Origin of the sequence: Burkholderia sp. WP9, from assembly GCF_900104795.1 — a bacterium.
In the GTDB taxonomy this organism is placed as follows: domain Bacteria; phylum Pseudomonadota; class Gammaproteobacteria; order Burkholderiales; family Burkholderiaceae; genus Paraburkholderia.
In genome coordinates this window covers 4458392-4474344 of the sequence record NZ_FNTG01000001.1, presented here as the reverse complement: position 1 = coordinate 4474344, position 15953 = coordinate 4458392, and the positions used below count along the sequence as shown (strand labels likewise).

Below are 15953 nucleotides of genomic sequence, written 5' to 3'. Positions count from 1 at the left end.
CGGTTCAAAGCGGCTTTCTTTGCCTACTTTCTTTGCCGCGGCAAAGAAAGTAGGTGCCGCCCCGCACAGGGGCAACGCTAATAGACCACTAAGAATTCAAGGAAAGGCCAAAACCCCAAACCAGCAGTCATCACACATCCCCAGCCGCATGCCCCCCACCTCAAACAACCATCGACCGCCCCACCCCTCCTTCGGAACCATCACGACTAGCCCCATTCAACTGCTGATAACGCCGAAACTTCGAAGGCGCCATCCCCTTCACCGCCAGAAACTGCCGGTTGAAATTCGACAGGTTATTAAACCCTGCCTTGAAGCAAATATCAGTAACGCTCAACTCATCTTCGGTGAGCAACTGACAAGCCAGATTGATCCGCATCCGATTCACATACTGCACAAACGGCAACCCAGTATGCCGCCGAAAATACCGCGAAAACGCGCTGACACTTTGCCCCGCGAGCTGCGCGAGATCCGACTCCCGCAACTCATTAGCGAGATTCCCCCCGATATAAGTGAGCACATGATTGATACGAGTCGAAGCAAACCCACCAGGATCGGCCTGATAAGCAGGACTCGCCAACATCTCACGATCTTCAGCGTTCACCAGAATGTCGAGCATCGACATGAACAGCACGAGCCGACGCAACCCACGCGCCGCCAGCAACTCTAGAAACAGCGGCTGGATCGCCGCGCTCGTCTGCGCACCGAACGACACGCCACGCCGTGAATCCGCGAGCAGTGCCTCGACCTGACGCCACTCCGGAAAACTCTCAACGCAGCTCGACACGAACTCCTGCCCGAACTGCACGACCAGATTGCGCTGCGCAATGCTTTCCCCTTGCGGCACTTCACTCACCCAGTTGTGCGGCAAGTTCGGTCCGATCAGCACCAGATTGCCAGGCGTGAAGCTGCTGATGTGATCGCCGACGAACATCTTGCCAGTCGTCGCCACGATCAGATGAATCTCGTATTCGGGATGAAAGTGCCAACGCACGGTGCGATACGGATAACCGTGCGACCACACTTTGAACGATTCGTCGCGGCGCACGGCCACGAGTTCGAGATCGGGTTGCACTGTCTGCCTCCATGAAGCGGCCTGCCAAAGGCGCCGCCGGTCTTTGTCTTATATAGCGAACCGTAACCCGCTAACGCGCTCTTCACCACTAAAAATGAAACCGCGGATCGATACTTTTTTGCATTCGGGTTAGTCCTGGCGCTTCGCCTGTCAAATTTGATGCAACGCAATACACGCGTCAACGCGCCTCCACCACACAACGGCGTACCGCGAGCCGCGTCGAAAAGCCCCGCCGCGCCGCGCTGCGCCACAAAAAAGCCTGTGGCGCCGCCTTGACTTTCGTTTCACCCGGTACGATCATTCGCTCACACGCAGAGCAAATGCTCCATACCGAGACAACGCCGGGCCTTCCAGGTTTCTTCGCTACCCGGGGGCGCGGACGCGAAGCGCCTGGTTGGAGGCACTCACGTAAAAACGCACGCTTCGAGTCGTGCGAGCAAGGACATTCAGGAGACGCACATGAACAGCGGGCAAGGCAGCGGCGCTGCCGCACACGTGATCCTGCACATCGGCGCGGGATCGTTTCATCGCGCGCATCAGGCGTGGTATCTGCATCGGTTGAACGAGGCCAAGGTGCCCGGCGAGCCGCACTGGTCGCTGACGGTCGGCAACATCCGCAGCGACATGAATGCGGTGCTCGAAGCGCTCGCCGCGCAAAACGGCGTCTACACACTCGAGACCGTCACGCCCCAAGGTGAGCGCGCGTACGAAACCATTCGCTCGATCGAGCGCGTCGTGCCGTGGACCGAAAGCCTCGACGCGCTGATCGAAGCGGGCGCCGACCCGGCCTGCAAGATCATCGCGTTCACCGTCACCGAAGGCGGCTATTACCTCGACGAAGATGACGAGCTCGACACCGCCAACGCCGATCTCGCCGCCGACCTCAAGGGCGGCCACACCACCATTTACGGCGCGCTCGCAGCGATTCTCGACGCGCGCATGAAGCGCGGCGCGGGCCCCGTCACGCTGCAGACCTGCGACAACCTGCGCAGCAACGGCGAGCGCTTCCATGCGGGCATGAGCGAGTTTCTCGAACGACGCGGCGCGGAGGAACTCGCGCAATGGTTCGACGACAACACGGCCTGTCCGAGTTCGATGGTCGATCGCATTACGCCGCGTCCCACGCCGGATGTGCGCGAACGCGTCAAGGCCGCCACCGGCGTCGACGACGCCTGCCCGGTAATGGGCGAAGCGTTCATTCAGTGGGTGATCGAAGACCGGTTTATCGCGGGCCGCCCGGCATGGGAAAAGGTCGGCGCGGAACTGGTCGACTCGGTGATGCCGTACGAAGAAGCGAAGATCCGCATTCTCAATGCGCCGCACAGCTGCATCGCATGGGCGGGTACGCTGGTCGGGCTGAACTACATTCACGAAGGCACGCTCGACGCGGACATCAATCGATTCGCCTTCGACTACGTCACGGAGGACGTGATTCCGTGTCTCACACCGAGTCCGCTCGATCTCGAACGCTATCGCGACGTGGTGCTGGAGCGCTTCAGCAATCCGTATATCCAGGACACGAACCAGCGCGTGGCGGCGGACGGCTTTTCGAAGCTGCCAGGCTTTATCGCGCCGACGTTGACGGAGTGCTTCGAGCGCGGCGCCACACCGGCGGCGACGGCAATGCTGCCCGCGCTGTTCTTCCGCTTTCTCGAACGCTGGAACGCCGGCAAGCTGCCGTACACGTATCAGGATGGTGTGATGGACGAGCGCGTGGCGCGCGGCTTTTTCGCGGCGCCCGATCCGTTGAAAGCGTTCGCCGCCGACCGGCTGCTATGGGGCAGCATGGCGCAGACGCCGGAACTGGAGTCGGCGCTGGAGGGCGCACTGGCGCGTGTCGATGTATGGCTGGCCAAACGCGGCGCGATTTGAGCGCCGACCGCGCCAGCCTCATCCATTGAGCTCAACAAGCGCCGCGCGTCGCGCGGCATCGAAACACGCGCTGCCAGGCTTAATGCGCATGGCACCGCGCGCCATGTGCGGCTAAAGTAGCGCATCTCTAACGACGAAGGTTCCGCGCCCATGTATCTCGGCATCGACCTCGGCACGTCCGAAGTGAAAGTTCTGCTGCTCGCCTCCAACGGACGCGTGATCGGCACCGCAGGCTCACCGTTTACCGTTTCGCGCCCTCATCAGCGCTGGGCCGAGCAGAATCCCGAAGACTGGTGGGCAGGCACGCGCAGCGCGCTCGCCGCCCTGCGCGCCAAACATCCCGACGAGTTCGCGCAGATTCGCGGCATCGGCCTGTCCGGTCAGATGCACGGCGCCGTGCTGCTGGACGCGCAGGACCGCGTGTTGCGGCCCGCGATCCTATGGAACGACATGCGCAGCGACAAGGAATGCGCGGAATTGACCGAACGCGCGCCGGAGTTGCACAGCGTGGCCGGCAATCTCGCCATGCCCGGTTTCACCGCGCCGAAGCTGCTGTGGGTCGCGCGCCATGAGCCCGACATTTTTGCGCGGACCGCCTGCGTGCTGCTACCGAAGGATTACTTGCGCCTGCAATTGACCGGCGGCAAGGTGTCCGATCCATCGGACGCGGCCGGCACGCTGTGGCTCGACGTCGCCAAACGCGACTGGTCCGATTCGCTGCTCGCGGCCTGCAACATGTCACGCGCGCAGATGCCGAGCCTGTGCGAAGGCAGCGAGCCGTCCGGCACGCTGCTGCCCGAGGTAGCGCGCGAATTCGGCCTGAGCGACGGCGTGATCGTCGCGGCCGGCGGTGGCGACAACGCCACAAGCGCGATCGGCATCGGCGCGACGCAACCCGGCGACGGCTTCGTTTCGCTCGGCACGTCGGGCGTGTTGTGCGTGGTCGGCGACAGCTTCCGGCCGAATCCGGCTTCGGCGGTGCATGCGTTCTGTCACGCGATTCCGGATCGCTGGCATCAGATGAGCGTGGTGCTGTCCGCCGCGAGTTGCCTGCGCTGGGTCTGCAAGCTCACCTCCACCGACGAGCCGACCCTGCTCGGCGAAATCGAGGCGCTCCCGGCCGACGCGTTGAACACCGCGCCGCTCTTTTTGCCCTATCTGTCCGGCGAACGCACGCCGCACAACGACCCGTATGCGCAAGGCGTGTTCTTCGGCATGAATCACGCAACTGATCGCGCGCTGCTCGGCTACGCGGTACTCGAAGGCGTCACGCTCGCGCTCACCGACGGCCTCGACGCGCTGCGCGCGGCCGGCACCGAAGCGAAGGCGCTATCCCTGCTCGGCGGCGGCGCCCGCAGCGACTACTGGGCGCAATTGCTGGCCGACTCGCTCGATACGGCGACGCGCAAGCACGGCGGCGGCGAAACCGGCGCGGCGCTCGGCGCGGCACGTCTCGGCTGGCTGGCGGCCGGCGGCGATCCGGCCACGGTGCTGACCAAGCCGCCGATCGAAAAGGAGTTCACACCGAACCCGCGCCGCCACGCCGAATTGCGCGCGCGACTCGAAGCGTTTCGCGCACTCTATCGCCATGTGCGGCCGCTGTTCGACCCCGCGCGGCAGCCGCTTGCCTGACCGGCAATCCGCAGCCGGTTTGCGCGCCAGGTGTAGTTAAAGCGCGCAGACCGGCTGCTATCATCGGCGCACTTCAAGCGAACCGTCACCGTGCCCAAGTCCACAGAAAAATTAGATCTTGCTACCCGCGCCGCGTGGCTCTACTACGTCGCCGGCAATACCCAGAACGAGATCGCCGAAAAACTCCAGGTGTCGCGTCCGGTCGCGCAGCGGCTGGTCGCCTTCGCGGTGGAAAAGAATCTGATTCGCGTGCGCGTCGATCATCAACTGGCCGATTGCCTCGCGCTCGCCGATCAACTGTCGAAGCGCTACGGTCTGAGCATGTGCGAAGTGGTGCCGGTCGACAGCGATACGTCGGAGGAAGTCGACCGCAAGCTGGCGGTGGCCGGCGCGCAGGTGATGGAGCGCTATCTCGGCGAAGAAAAGCCGATGGTGGTCGCGGTGAGCAGCGGCCGGACGCTGAAGGCCGCGGTCGATCAGATCGCGCAACTGGACCGTCCGCAACACCGGCTGGTATCCATGGTCGGGGCGATCGCCCAGGACGGCTCCTCGAACCGCTACGACGTCGCGCTGCACATTTCGGAGAAGACCGGCGGCAAGCATTTTCTGCTGCCCGCGCCGCTGCTCGCCGATAGCGAAGCGGAGCGCGCGCAGTGGTGCAATCACCGGCTGTACCGGATCGTCGAATCGCTGTCGGCGCAGGCCGACGTGGCGTTCGTCGGCATCGGCAATATCGGGCCGAATTGTCCGTTGCACGAAGACGGCTTCATTACGTCGGCGGAAGTGAAGGAATTGATGCAGAACGGCGCGGTGGCCGAAATGCTCGGACTGCCGATCGATTCGGCCGGTGCGCACGTCGAATCGCCGATCGGCCGGCGCGTGACGAGCATCGCACTGGATTCGCCGCCACGGCGTCCCACCATCGGCTTCGCCGGCGGCGAGCGCAAGCGCGAGGCGCTGATTGCGGTGCTCAAAGGCGGCTGGCTCTCCGGACTGGTCACTGACGAGTCGTGCGCGCGAGCCGCGCTCGAAGCCTGAGCGGAAGTTCGCACACCGTCGGACGCTGCGCCGAAAGCGGTCCGCGTTCGTCTTACATGACCGGCAAGCCTTCGGTGATGATGATGCGATAGTCGGCGCCTTGCAGGCGCGTATCGCTGACGGCCTGATACTCCGGGCTGTGATACCAGGCGAGCGCTTCATCGTAGCTGGTGAATTCGAGGATCAGAATGTCTTCGATCGCCGGACCTTCCACCACTTCCCTGCGCCCATGGCTCGCCAGCATCATCACCGGATGCTGCTCGAAAGTTGCAGGCGCAACCTGTTTGTACTCTTCCAGTTTGGCGGGATCGAGCGTTTTCTCGCGCGTAATGACGACGTAGGCGGGCATGGGCGTTCCAGAGCGTGATTGAAAAGGAAAGCGGCGCGCCCGCCGCTTTCCCAATCGTCACGCGGCTAGCACTTCAACGATCTTACGCTGGAATGCTTTGCCTGCGCTGTCGGACAAATGGCAATGCTCCGGCGTCGCGCCGGGATTTTGCCGCTCGCCGGTTCGCCGCGAAACAACAACATCATCGGACATGACCGACTGCGCATGCCGAAGGGATCAGGCCCGCTCCGGGGACGTGCCGCCGGGCAACCACTCGTGTTCGAAATGGTAGTTCGGCGAGCCGGTACCGCCTAGCGCCCGACCAATGCCGGCGACCGCCTTGGAAACGGCATAACCGGCGAGATCGGGTAACACGTGACAAATCCGCCCGCAGGGGCCGGCCAGGTTGAACAGCTGGCCGACCAAGGAAATGAGCGGCGTATTCAGAAAGTCGTTGCTCCTGGACACGCAGTCGATCATCGCTGAGCCGATCAAACTGTTCACGCTCTTCATGTTCGAGTCCGCAGATTGGTCAGGCTTGCCGCATCTGGAAGGATAGGAAGACGTCGACATCCCGTCCCGGCTGGTGACCATCGAGGTTGCGCTCATGACATCTGAGTCGCGCACCCGTTCGCGAGTGGCGCTGGAGCCAGCGCAGTCACGTTCCGTATTGCCGAAGGTGGCGTTAAACCCGGACATCCGCCGCTCCCGCCCGTGTCCGCCGCATGCGGACGGGACAGATGGCACGTCCGAAGCATTCGAATTGCTGAATCGCGCACTGGAAAAATACGTGTCGATTTTCGTCGACGTGAGTCGTTGCATGCTGATTTCCTCTGTTGATTTTGCGTGCCAGATAACCCGTCTGGCCGGGTATTGGTCAGCGGCTCGCGACGAGTCACCGTTCAATGCTGGAGCCGGTTGAAAGCGGGTCCGCTGCCGATCGCGCGGACGCGCTCGCCGCCTGCGTTAAGGGAGCAGACAGTCAAGCAGCGTGGAAGAAAAGATGCGGTGCGGATCGTGGCGGTTAAGCGTATTGCGCGCCGTGTTCCAACTGGCCCCTGACGGCTGTCCCTCGGAATACAGATTCGGAATCGTGCTGCCAATCATCACGCTGTCCTGCCACGCGGCGGCATTTGTATAGGCCCAGCCTTTCGACCATTCGGGGCGCACGGTCGCATATGAGCCTGCGTAGTTCGACATCATCCATTGCTCGATTTCGCGATAGAAACCGTTCGCCGCCGGCGTGCCGGGCATCGTCAAAATGTCGAAGTAGACGGCGATGTTCCACTCCGGATGGTCTGGGCGCGGCTTGAGTGCGGCAAGCGACGGCGTGGCGGCACCCGACCCGGCATCGGCCGGTTGGTCGAGCCCCGTCACGCGGATTTCGACCGGGCCATTCATTGGGTACTCGCCGCGTTGCCTGTAGGCCTCGACCCGGTTCTGATAGAACTGCACGAACTCGTGGATGACGCGTTGCACGTCAGCACGCCGGGCAAGCACGGCGTAGCCGTTTGCGGTCACGCGCAGCGTCGAAGGACGGACGTATTGCAGAACGTTGCGCGACCAGCCCCAGATGTCGCCACTGAACGTGACGCCCAGCCCCGCCACGACGATACCCATCTGCAGCTGCCCAAAAGCCGGCGTCAGGTGGCGTTCGCCCCCGATCACGATGCGTTTGATCAGCTCCGCCAGCGGCTGCGGGATGGAATCGGAAAATGAATAGTTATAGGGCTTCGTCACCTCCCGCGAGAAGAGCGGCTTGCGGGATTGCACCGTCCACACCTTGAGCCACGGGCAACTCGTGAACGGAAACCAGATCGCCTCCATCCGGCCTGTGCGCTCGAGGAACGATTCGATCGTACGCCCCCCGGACTTCGCCGGGGCGAACAGTTCGGATGCCGGAATATCCACGAAACTCTGGCAGCGCAGCCGCTGGTTGACGCCCGCTTCGAGCGTCGCCTCGACGATCAACGCGCGGCCGAGATGAACAAGCAACGCACCGATGTCCGCATCGGTTCGCTTGAACGTGCGCAGCGCATACTGCTGTTTCTGGGCATCGAACACGACCGCCGTCAGCGACAGGATCAGATTGCTAAGCGAGCCGTAGGTATGCCCCTTCAAAGCGGTTTCGCCGGAAGCGGGTATGGCTGTTCCGTGCGCACCGATCGCAAGAGCGCCGCCTAGCGTAATGTCACCTGGAGCTGGCGAGGCCGTCACGCCCAGACCGAATTTTTCCAGCGTGGCGAGTAACGCTTCCATCGAAATGCCGGTTTGCGCCGTGACGCGTGCGGGCTGAGATGACGTGTCCACGGTTACTGCGTTGAGCGACCTCGTCATGTCGAGCAGGACGACTTGTGACGCCCCGCTGGTCCGGTCGATCGTCAGCGGGGACCAGTTGTGCATATAGCCGCGCGGCCTGATGCGATATCCGTTCGCGCGCGCCCAATTGACAATCGTGACGACAGCAGCGGGCGTGTCGGGCGATGCTGTCCAGACGTCCGCTATCGCGATTTCACCGCTCCAATTCTGGAATGCCTGCTTATACAGCGGAATACCGGCGGGAAAATTGGCCGGAACAGGCGCGGCGCCTTGCGCGTGCGCGGCGATCTGATAAACCGGCGTCCATCCGGTCACGACTCCAGCCACCGAGAGCCGGGCGATATCAGCAATGAATTTACGTCGTGGCGGTGGTGTAAGAACATCTTGAAGAGAGTGGGTCACGTTCGCTCGAATGCCTGTTGATGGGAAGAAGATTTCAGTCCCCATGCTATTTTCTTTAGGCGTTCGCGAGGCGATGACTATTCATGACATGACCGTCACGATCACGATAAACGCGGTTGACCGGATGCGGCGAGCTGTTGCGTTGAGCAGATGGGATAGGCGGGACGTTAGCGCTTGCGCGTCACTCGATTGATCAGGATGGATCTGTCGACCAACGCAGCCACGCATTATTGATGAAAAAAATGCCGCGCTCGAAGGGCGCGGCACAGAGTCGTTGCAGCGTTCGGAAGTCAGGGCCGCAAGAAGGCGGCCCTTGGAAAACTTACGCGGCCAGCACTTCGACGATCTTGCGCTGGAATGCTTTCCCCGCGCTGTCGAACAAATGGCAATGCTCCGGCGTCGCGCCGAGTTTTTGGGTCTCGCCCTTGGTATGCCGCTCGAGCGGCGGAATCCGCGCGATCAGCCCGTCCGGCGCAACGCTCGACTCTGCATACAGATACGCCGCGTCGCCGAGCGATTCGACCGCCATGGTGCGGGCCGAAACGCCGTCCTCGGCCATGCCGACATGCAGATGCTCGGGGCGAATGCCGACCGTCACCTTGTCGCCCTGTTTGACCGCGGCCGGTTCCACCGCGACGCGCTGGGTTTCGCCGGTTTCATAGCGCACCGTGACACCGTCATGCGTGACCGACTGCACGACACCTTCCATGAAATTCATCTTCGGCGAACCGATGAATCCCGCCACGAAACGGTTGGCGGGCGCGTGATACAGCATGGTCGGGCTGCCGACCTGCTCCAGATTGCCCGCCGACAGCACGACGATTTTGTCCGCCAGCGTCATGGCTTCGACCTGATCGTGCGTCACGTAGATCATCGTGGTCTTCAGTTCGTCATGCAGACGCGCGAATTCGAGGCGCATCTTCACGCGCAACGCGGCGTCGAGATTCGACAGCGGTTCGTCGAACAGGAACACTTTCGGCTTGCGCGTGATCGCGCGGCCGATCGCCACGCGCTGACGCTGTCCGCCGGACAACTGCTTCGGCTTGCGGTCGAGCAGATGGTCGATGTGCAGGATCTTCGCCGCGTTGCGCACGGCCGCGTCGATTTCCGGCTTCTTGGTGCCGGCGAGTTTCAGGCCGAACGCCATGTTGTCGTAGAGCGTCATGTGCGGATATAGCGCGTACGACTGGAACACCATCGCGATCCCGCGCTTGGCGGGCGCCACGTCGTTCACGCGCATGCCGTCGATGGTCAGATCGCCGCCGCTGATATCTTCGAGGCCGGCGATCATCCGCATCAGCGTTGATTTACCGCAACCGCTCGGGCCCACGAACACGACGAACTCGCCGTCGGCGATATCGAGGTTGATGTCGCGCATCACTTCGTTGTCGTCGTACGCCTTCCGGATGTTGCGCAGAGTTACGCTTGCCATGATGTGTCTCCGTGTAATGCTATGTGTTGCTTGTCCGTTGCTTCGGTTGCCTGAATTTCCCCAGGCTGCCGCGTTGATTCGTATCCCGGTGCCGCCCTTTCCCGTGCCACGTATGCCGTTTACGGCGCGGCGGCCGTCACGCTCAGCGTCCATTGCGCGACCAGTTCCGGCAGTTGCTGCATGTCGTCGAATACGTGACGCGCGCCCGCCGCATGGAGCTTGTCGATCTGCGCATCGCTCGCATGACCGCCGCCGATGAAACCGAGCACCGCCATACCCGCCGCGCTCGCCGCCGTCACGCCCGTGACGCTGTCCTCCACCACGAGGCACCACGAGGGCGCGAGGCCGAGCCCCCTCGCCGCCGCCAGATAAACATCGGGCGCGGGCTTCGGATTCGGCACCGTATCGGCGCAAAACAGGCGATCGCCGAAAAACCTCACGAGGCCCGTGCGCGCCAGCACCGATTCCACATACGGGCGGAAGCTGTTGCTCGCGCAACCTTTGGTGAGCGGCACCTGAGCCAATGCGGCTTCAATACCGTCGACCGTCGGTGCCTGCATCGCCGCCGCTTCCACCGCGCGGCGGATCGCATCGATATCCTCGAGCGTGAGGCTTCTGCCGAGTTGCGCGGCGGTGCCTTGCAGCACTTTCTCGATGCGTAGTCCGAGCAACGGCAGCACCACCGGTTCGACATCGGTGCCGGGCCACAGCGTTTCGAGTTCGCGCACCAGCATGCGCGCCGCCACGGCTTCGCTGTCGATCAGCACGCCATCGCAATCGCAGATCAGCGCGAAATTGCCGACCGCCGTGCTTCCACTCGTGCCTGACGTCATTTGACCGCCCCGAACGTGAGGCCGCGCACCAGTTGCTTCTGCGACAGCCAGCCGACAATCAGAATCGGCGCGACCGCCAGCAGCGAAGCGGCGGACAGCTTGGCCCAGAACAAGCCCTCAGGACTCGAATACGAGGCGATGAACACAGTCAGCGGCGCGGCGTTCGAACTCGACAGGTTGATGCTCCAGAACGCTTCGTTCCACGACAGGATCACGAGGAGCAGCGCAGTGGAAGCCAGTCCCGGCAGCGACATGGGCATCAGCAGATACACGATTTCCTGCCACGTCGCGGCGCCGTCGATCCGCCCGGCTTCGAGAATGTCGCGCGGAATTTCGGCGAAGTACGTGAACGACATCCACACCGCGATCGGCAGGTTGATGAGCGTGTAGACGATCACGAGACCGGATACCGTATCGAGCATGCCGCTGTTTTTCCACAGCAGATAAATCGGCACCAGCACGCCGACCGACGGCATCATCTTGGTCGAGAGCATCCACAGCAGCACTTTCTGTGTGCGGCGGGTCGGGAAAAACGCCATCGCATACGCAGCCGGCACGGCGAGTATCAGGCACAGAATCGTCACGCCCGCCGAGATCAGCACCGAATTCAACGCGAACGAAAAATAATTGCTGCGCGCGAACACCTCGCGGAAGCTATCGAGCGTCGGGATGAAAAACAGCGATGACGAATAGGCTTGCTGCTCCGTCTTGAACGCAGTGATCGTCATCCAGAAGATCGGAAAGAACAGCAGCAACGCGACGAGCCAAGCGATCACGCCGGGGATGCCGCGGCGAATCGCGGCGAACGGCGACTTGGCCGGCACGGTCATGGGTGTCGTGCTCGACACCGGGGTAGAGGCAACCTGGCTCATTTTTCGTACTCCCCTTTCAGGTTCTTCGCGAGCATCCGCACAAGGAAGAACGACACGATATTGGCCAGCACGACAGCGAGAATGCCGCCCGCCGACGCGAGACCGACGTCGAACTGTTGCAGGCCCAGCGAATAGATCAGGTACGACAGGTTGGTGGTCGCGGTGCCCGGACCGCCGCCCGTGGTCGTATAGATTTCGGCGAAGATCGACAGCAGGAAAATGGTTTCCATCATCACCACCACCGCAATCGCCCTTTTCAGGTGTGGCAGCGTGATATAGAAGAACATCGAGAACGGACCCGCTCCGTCGATCCGCGCCGCTTCCTTCTGCTCCTGATCGAGCGACTGGATCGCCGTGAACAGAATCAGGAACGCAAACGGCAGCCACTGCCACGCCACGATCATGATCACCGCTGTCAGCGGATATTCGGCGAACCAGTCGATCGGCTGCATGCCCATGGCGCGCATGCCCTGCGCGATCAGGCCATACACCGGATGCAGGATCATGTTCTTCCAGATCAGCGCGCTCACGGTCGGCATCACGAAGAACGGCGCGATGGCGAGCAGCCGCGCGATCCCTTGCCCGTAGAACTTGCGGTCGAACAGAATCGCCATCAGCACGCCGCCGACCACCGTGATCACGAGGACCGAGATGATCAGTTCGAGCGTGTGTCCGATCGAAGGTCCGAACGACGGATCGCTGGCAAGATACTTATAGTTGTCGAAACCCGCGAAGCCTTTGAGATCCGGGTTCAACAGGTTGTAGCGCGAGAACGAAAACCAGATCGTCATCGCGAGTGGAATCGCCATCCACAGCACCAGCACGGCAACCGAAGGCGAGACTAGCCAGCGGGCGGAGTTGGCTTTGCGAGTTTCGCGTTCTTTTTCTGTCTGGGGATGGGCATGCATGAGAGGTAGGCGCAAAGGACGCATGATTGACCACCTGTTCGGTAATGCGCGGGCCGCCGCCTGAAGCCGCATGAAAACCGCAGCGACACCCTGCGATGTCGCGGCGCCCGCGCGGCGGAAACGGCCCGCTGTGCTGCGTGGGCCGGCTGACGGGCGTCAGCCGGCGCGTGCCACGTAACGCTCGTGGCTTACTTCTGGTAGCCGGCCTGCTTCACGGCGCGATCCGCCGTGGCGTTGCCCGCTGCCAGCGCCTGGTCGACCGTCATCTGACCGGCAATCGCGCCGGAGATGCTCTGACCGACCACGGTGCCAAACGACTGGAACTCAGGAATCCCGACGAACTGCACACCGGTGTACGGCACCGGCTTGAGCGTCGGATGCTCCGGATCCGCCGTTTCGATCGCCTTCAGCACGAAGTCGCCGAACGGTGCTGCCTGCTTGTACTCGGGGCGAGCGTAGGTGGATTGACGCGTTCCCGGCGGCACCGAGGCCCAGCCTTCGTCCTTCGCAACCAGTTCGATGTACTCCTTCGACGTGGCCCACGTGATGAACTTCTTCGCCGCGTCAGCCTGCTTCGACGACTTCGGAATCGCCAGCGCCCAGGCCCACAGCCAGTGCGAGCCCTTTGGCGTGACCGCGATCGGCGCCGCGGCGAACCCGACCTTGTCGGCGATCTGCGACTGCTGCTTGTTATAGAGCATGCCGGCAGCGACCGTCGCGTCGATCCACATTGCACACTTGCCGGACGACATCAGCGTGAGGTTCTCGTTGAAGCCGTTCGAGCTCGCTCCCGGAGGGCCGTCTTTCTTCAGCAGATCGACATAGAACGTGATCGCCTTCTTCCATTCCGGCGAGGTGAGCTGCGCGTTCCACTTCTCGTCGAACCAGCGGCCGCCGAACGTGTTCACCACCGTCGTGCCGTAGGCCATGTTCTCGCCCCAGCCCGCCTTGCCGCGCAGGCAGATGCCGTACATGCCGTTGGCCTTGTCGGTGAGCTTGTCGGCGAATTGCGCGATCTGGTCGTAGGTGGGCTGATCGGGCATCTTCAGGCCCTTGGCCGCGAACAGGTCCTTGCGGTAATACGTCATCGAGCTTTCGACGTAGAACGGCAGCGCATACAACTGGCCGCCGCTCGAGAGGCCGTCGCGGGCCGTCTTCACGACGTCGTTCAGATCGTAATCGGCGGGCAGATTGGTGAGCGGCGTGAGCCAGCCGCGCTTGCCCCATTGCGGCGTTTCGTACGCGCCGATCGTCATCACGTCGAACTGGCCGCTGCCGGTCGTGATGTCGGTGGTGGCGCGCTGACGCAGCACGTTTTCTTCGAGAATCACCCAGTTCAGCTTGATGTCCGGATTCGCCTTTTCGAATGCGGGCGAGAGCTTCTTCAGCTCGATCATGTCCGGATTGTTCAGCGTGGCGATCGTCACCGTGGCCGCCGACGCGCTCAATGCAAAGCATGCGACAGCGCCGGCACTGACCGCCTTTAGCGTGGATTTGAGAGCTGGCTTCATGTGTTGTCTCCTTTCTCGTACGTTATGTAGTGCAGCGTTTGTTCTACGAAAATGACGATGAACGGCGCGGACTCAGCTCATCCAGTTGCCGCCGTCCACGTTCAGGGTTTGCGCGGTGATGTAGTCGGCATCCGCCGACGCGAGAAACAGGGCGGCGCCGGTCAGATCGTCCGGCACGCCCATGCGGCCGAGCGGCACCGCTTCGCCGACAAGGCGTTTCTTCTCGCCGAGCGGCCGGTTTTCATAGCGTGCGAAAAGTGCGTCGACTTCGTTCCACATCGGCGTATCGACGACGCCCGGCGCGATACCGTTCACATTGATCTTGTGCGGCGCGAGCGCCAATGCCGCCGACTGCGTGTAGCTGAGCACGGCCGCCTTGGTCGCGCAGTAGTGCGAGACGAGCGCCTCGCCACGCCGGCCGGCTTGTGACGACATATTGATGATCTTGCCGCCACGGCCCTGCTCGACCATCTTCTGCGCGACGGCTTGCATCAGGAAGAACATGCCCTTCACGTTGACCGCGAAGAGTCGATCGAACACGTCCCAGGATTCGTCGAGGATCGGGCGCATATCGAAGAGCGCCGCGTTGTTGAACAGAATGTCGACCTGGCCGAAGCGCTCCAGCGTGCTCGCCACGATGCGCTGGATATCCTCGCGGCGCGTGACGTCAGCGCTCACGCACAGCACGCGTTCGCCGTAAGCGGCACGCAGCGCGTCGCCGAAACTGTCTGCCGGCTTTACGTCGACCAGCACGCAGCGCGCGCCTTCGTCCAGATATCGGCGGGCCACAGCTTCACCGATTCCGCTTGCCGCGCCCGTCAGAATGGCCACCTTGTCTTGCAATCGTGCCGCCACTGCTTGTCTCCGGTTCGTTTCGCTTCTTGAGGCGCGGTGAGCGAACGCTCGTTGCGCGAACAATTGCTCTGTTTGTGATCGAATGATCGGATACGCACCGGGTCATGTCAAGGCGCCCGAGCAGATTTCGATGGTGCAGCGCGGCAGGACATTAGGCGGCCTTCCCTGTTCGAACCACACTATTACGAGAAATCGAAGACAGCCAATCTCCGTTCCACTCAACCCGCTGACAAAAATTCGAGATACGTTATATCATTGCGACCTCGCTTCGCCTCGAAGCCTTCGCCGCTTGATCGCCTTTTCGTCAGGAGCACCTCGCTGATGGCCACATCGATTGCAGAACGCCATGCCGTGCGGCTCGCGCATGCCGAAGCGCATGCCACGTTGCACGGTCTCGCGCTGACGCCGCTGCGTCGTCACGTGTATGAGGCGATCGTCGCCAACGAGCGGCCGATCGGCGCTTACGAGCTGCTTGACGCGCTCGAACCGCAGCGCGGCCGTATGCCGCCCACGACCGTGTACCGCGCGCTGGACTTTCTGCTCGCGCATGGCTTCGTCCATCGGATCGAATCGAAGAATGCATTCGTGGCCTGCTGCGAAGTCGGCGTGCCGCATCGCAGCCAGTTCCTGATGTGCGACGGCTGCGGTGCGACCGTCGAGATTCCCGGCGACGATCTCGCCGAACAGTTGTCGCATAGCGCGCCGGCACATGGCTTCGAAGTGCATCGCCAGGTCGTCGAACTCAGCGGGCTGTGCGCACTGTGTGCCCGCGCGGTGCGGCCAGCGGGTGGTTCGGCATGAGACGGTGCGTCAAGCCGGCATAAACCAGGCACACCCTTCCCAACGTTTGTGGTTCTTTCAACTCTCACGCAGCAGGAC

Annotated in this window: 14 protein-coding genes; 4 read left to right on the top strand and 10 right to left on the bottom strand. The window is 62.5% G+C overall.

Features of this window, described 5'->3' with window-relative positions; genetic code table 11:
• Window positions 1-160: 160 nt before the first annotated feature.
• Complete coding sequence (locus tag BLW71_RS19965) at window positions 161-1072, bottom strand: AraC family transcriptional regulator (protein WP_286162028.1); 912 nt, start codon at window positions 1070-1072, stop codon at window positions 161-163.
• A 459-nt stretch (window positions 1073-1531) separates the two neighbouring features.
• Between BLW71_RS19965 and dalD the strand changes: the two genes are divergently transcribed.
• The 3 genes from dalD to BLW71_RS19950 all read left to right on the top strand — a co-directional run bounded on the left by dalD (window position 1532) and on the right by BLW71_RS19950 (window position 5614).
• Complete coding sequence (gene dalD, locus BLW71_RS19960; RefSeq protein WP_091799494.1) at window positions 1532-2944, top strand: D-arabinitol 4-dehydrogenase; 1413 nt, start codon at window positions 1532-1534, stop codon at window positions 2942-2944.
• A gap of 150 nt (window positions 2945-3094) precedes the next feature.
• Window positions 3095-4576 carry a xylulokinase gene (xylB, locus tag BLW71_RS19955; protein WP_091799492.1) on the top strand — a complete coding sequence of 494 codons (1482 nt, stop codon included), beginning with the start codon at window positions 3095-3097 and terminating at the stop codon, window positions 4574-4576.
• A gap of 90 nt (window positions 4577-4666) precedes the next feature.
• Window positions 4667-5614 carry a sugar-binding transcriptional regulator gene (locus BLW71_RS19950; RefSeq protein ID WP_091799490.1) on the top strand — a complete coding sequence of 316 codons (948 nt, stop codon included), beginning with the start codon at window positions 4667-4669 and terminating at the stop codon, window positions 5612-5614.
• 52 nt (window positions 5615-5666) lie between these two features.
• Here the strand turns inward: BLW71_RS19950 and BLW71_RS19945 are convergent, their stop codons facing one another.
• From BLW71_RS19945 to BLW71_RS19905, 9 genes are all read right to left on the bottom strand, one after another.
• Window positions 5667-5963 carry a DUF1330 domain-containing protein gene (locus BLW71_RS19945; protein WP_011489704.1) on the bottom strand — a complete coding sequence of 99 codons (297 nt, stop codon included), beginning with the start codon at window positions 5961-5963 and terminating at the stop codon, window positions 5667-5669.
• Between the two features lie 216 nt (window positions 5964-6179).
• Window positions 6180-6764, bottom strand: a complete 585-nt coding sequence (locus tag BLW71_RS19940) for a hypothetical protein (RefSeq protein WP_091799488.1) — start codon at window positions 6762-6764, stop codon at window positions 6180-6182.
• 144 nt (window positions 6765-6908) lie between these two features.
• Window positions 6909-8708, bottom strand: coding sequence for a cholesterol oxidase substrate-binding domain-containing protein (locus tag BLW71_RS19935; RefSeq protein WP_091799485.1), 1800 nt, complete (start codon window positions 8706-8708; stop codon window positions 6909-6911).
• Window positions 8709-8985: 277 nt separating this feature from the next.
• On the bottom strand, window positions 8986-10095 hold the full coding sequence (locus BLW71_RS19930) for an ABC transporter ATP-binding protein (protein WP_091799482.1): 1110 nt from the start codon (window positions 10093-10095) through the stop codon (window positions 8986-8988).
• A 119-nt stretch (window positions 10096-10214) separates the two neighbouring features.
• Window positions 10215-10928 (bottom strand): HAD family hydrolase, encoded by a 714-nt coding sequence (locus tag BLW71_RS19925; protein ID WP_091799479.1) that lies wholly within the window; start codon window positions 10926-10928, stop codon window positions 10215-10217.
• Window positions 10925-11758 carry a carbohydrate ABC transporter permease gene (locus BLW71_RS19920; RefSeq protein ID WP_286162061.1) on the bottom strand — a complete coding sequence of 278 codons (834 nt, stop codon included), beginning with the start codon at window positions 11756-11758 and terminating at the stop codon, window positions 10925-10927. The genes BLW71_RS19925 and BLW71_RS19920 overlap by 4 nt, the downstream gene beginning before the upstream one ends.
• Before the next feature lie 38 nt (window positions 11759-11796).
• Entirely contained in the window at window positions 11797-12732 is a 936-nt protein-coding gene (locus BLW71_RS19915; RefSeq protein ID WP_091799472.1) for a carbohydrate ABC transporter permease, read from the bottom strand.
• 164 nt (window positions 12733-12896) lie between these two features.
• A complete protein-coding gene (locus BLW71_RS19910; protein WP_091799469.1) occupies window positions 12897-14219 on the bottom strand; it encodes an ABC transporter substrate-binding protein in 1323 nt (440 codons plus the stop codon).
• 72 nt (window positions 14220-14291) lie between these two features.
• Window positions 14292-15074, bottom strand: coding sequence for an L-iditol 2-dehydrogenase (locus BLW71_RS19905; RefSeq protein ID WP_091799466.1), 783 nt, complete (start codon window positions 15072-15074; stop codon window positions 14292-14294).
• A 321-nt stretch (window positions 15075-15395) separates the two neighbouring features.
• Between BLW71_RS19905 and BLW71_RS19900 the strand changes: the two genes are divergently transcribed.
• Window positions 15396-15875 (top strand): Fur family transcriptional regulator, encoded by a 480-nt coding sequence (locus BLW71_RS19900; RefSeq protein ID WP_091799463.1) that lies wholly within the window; start codon window positions 15396-15398, stop codon window positions 15873-15875.
• Window positions 15876-15953 lie beyond the last annotated feature (78 nt).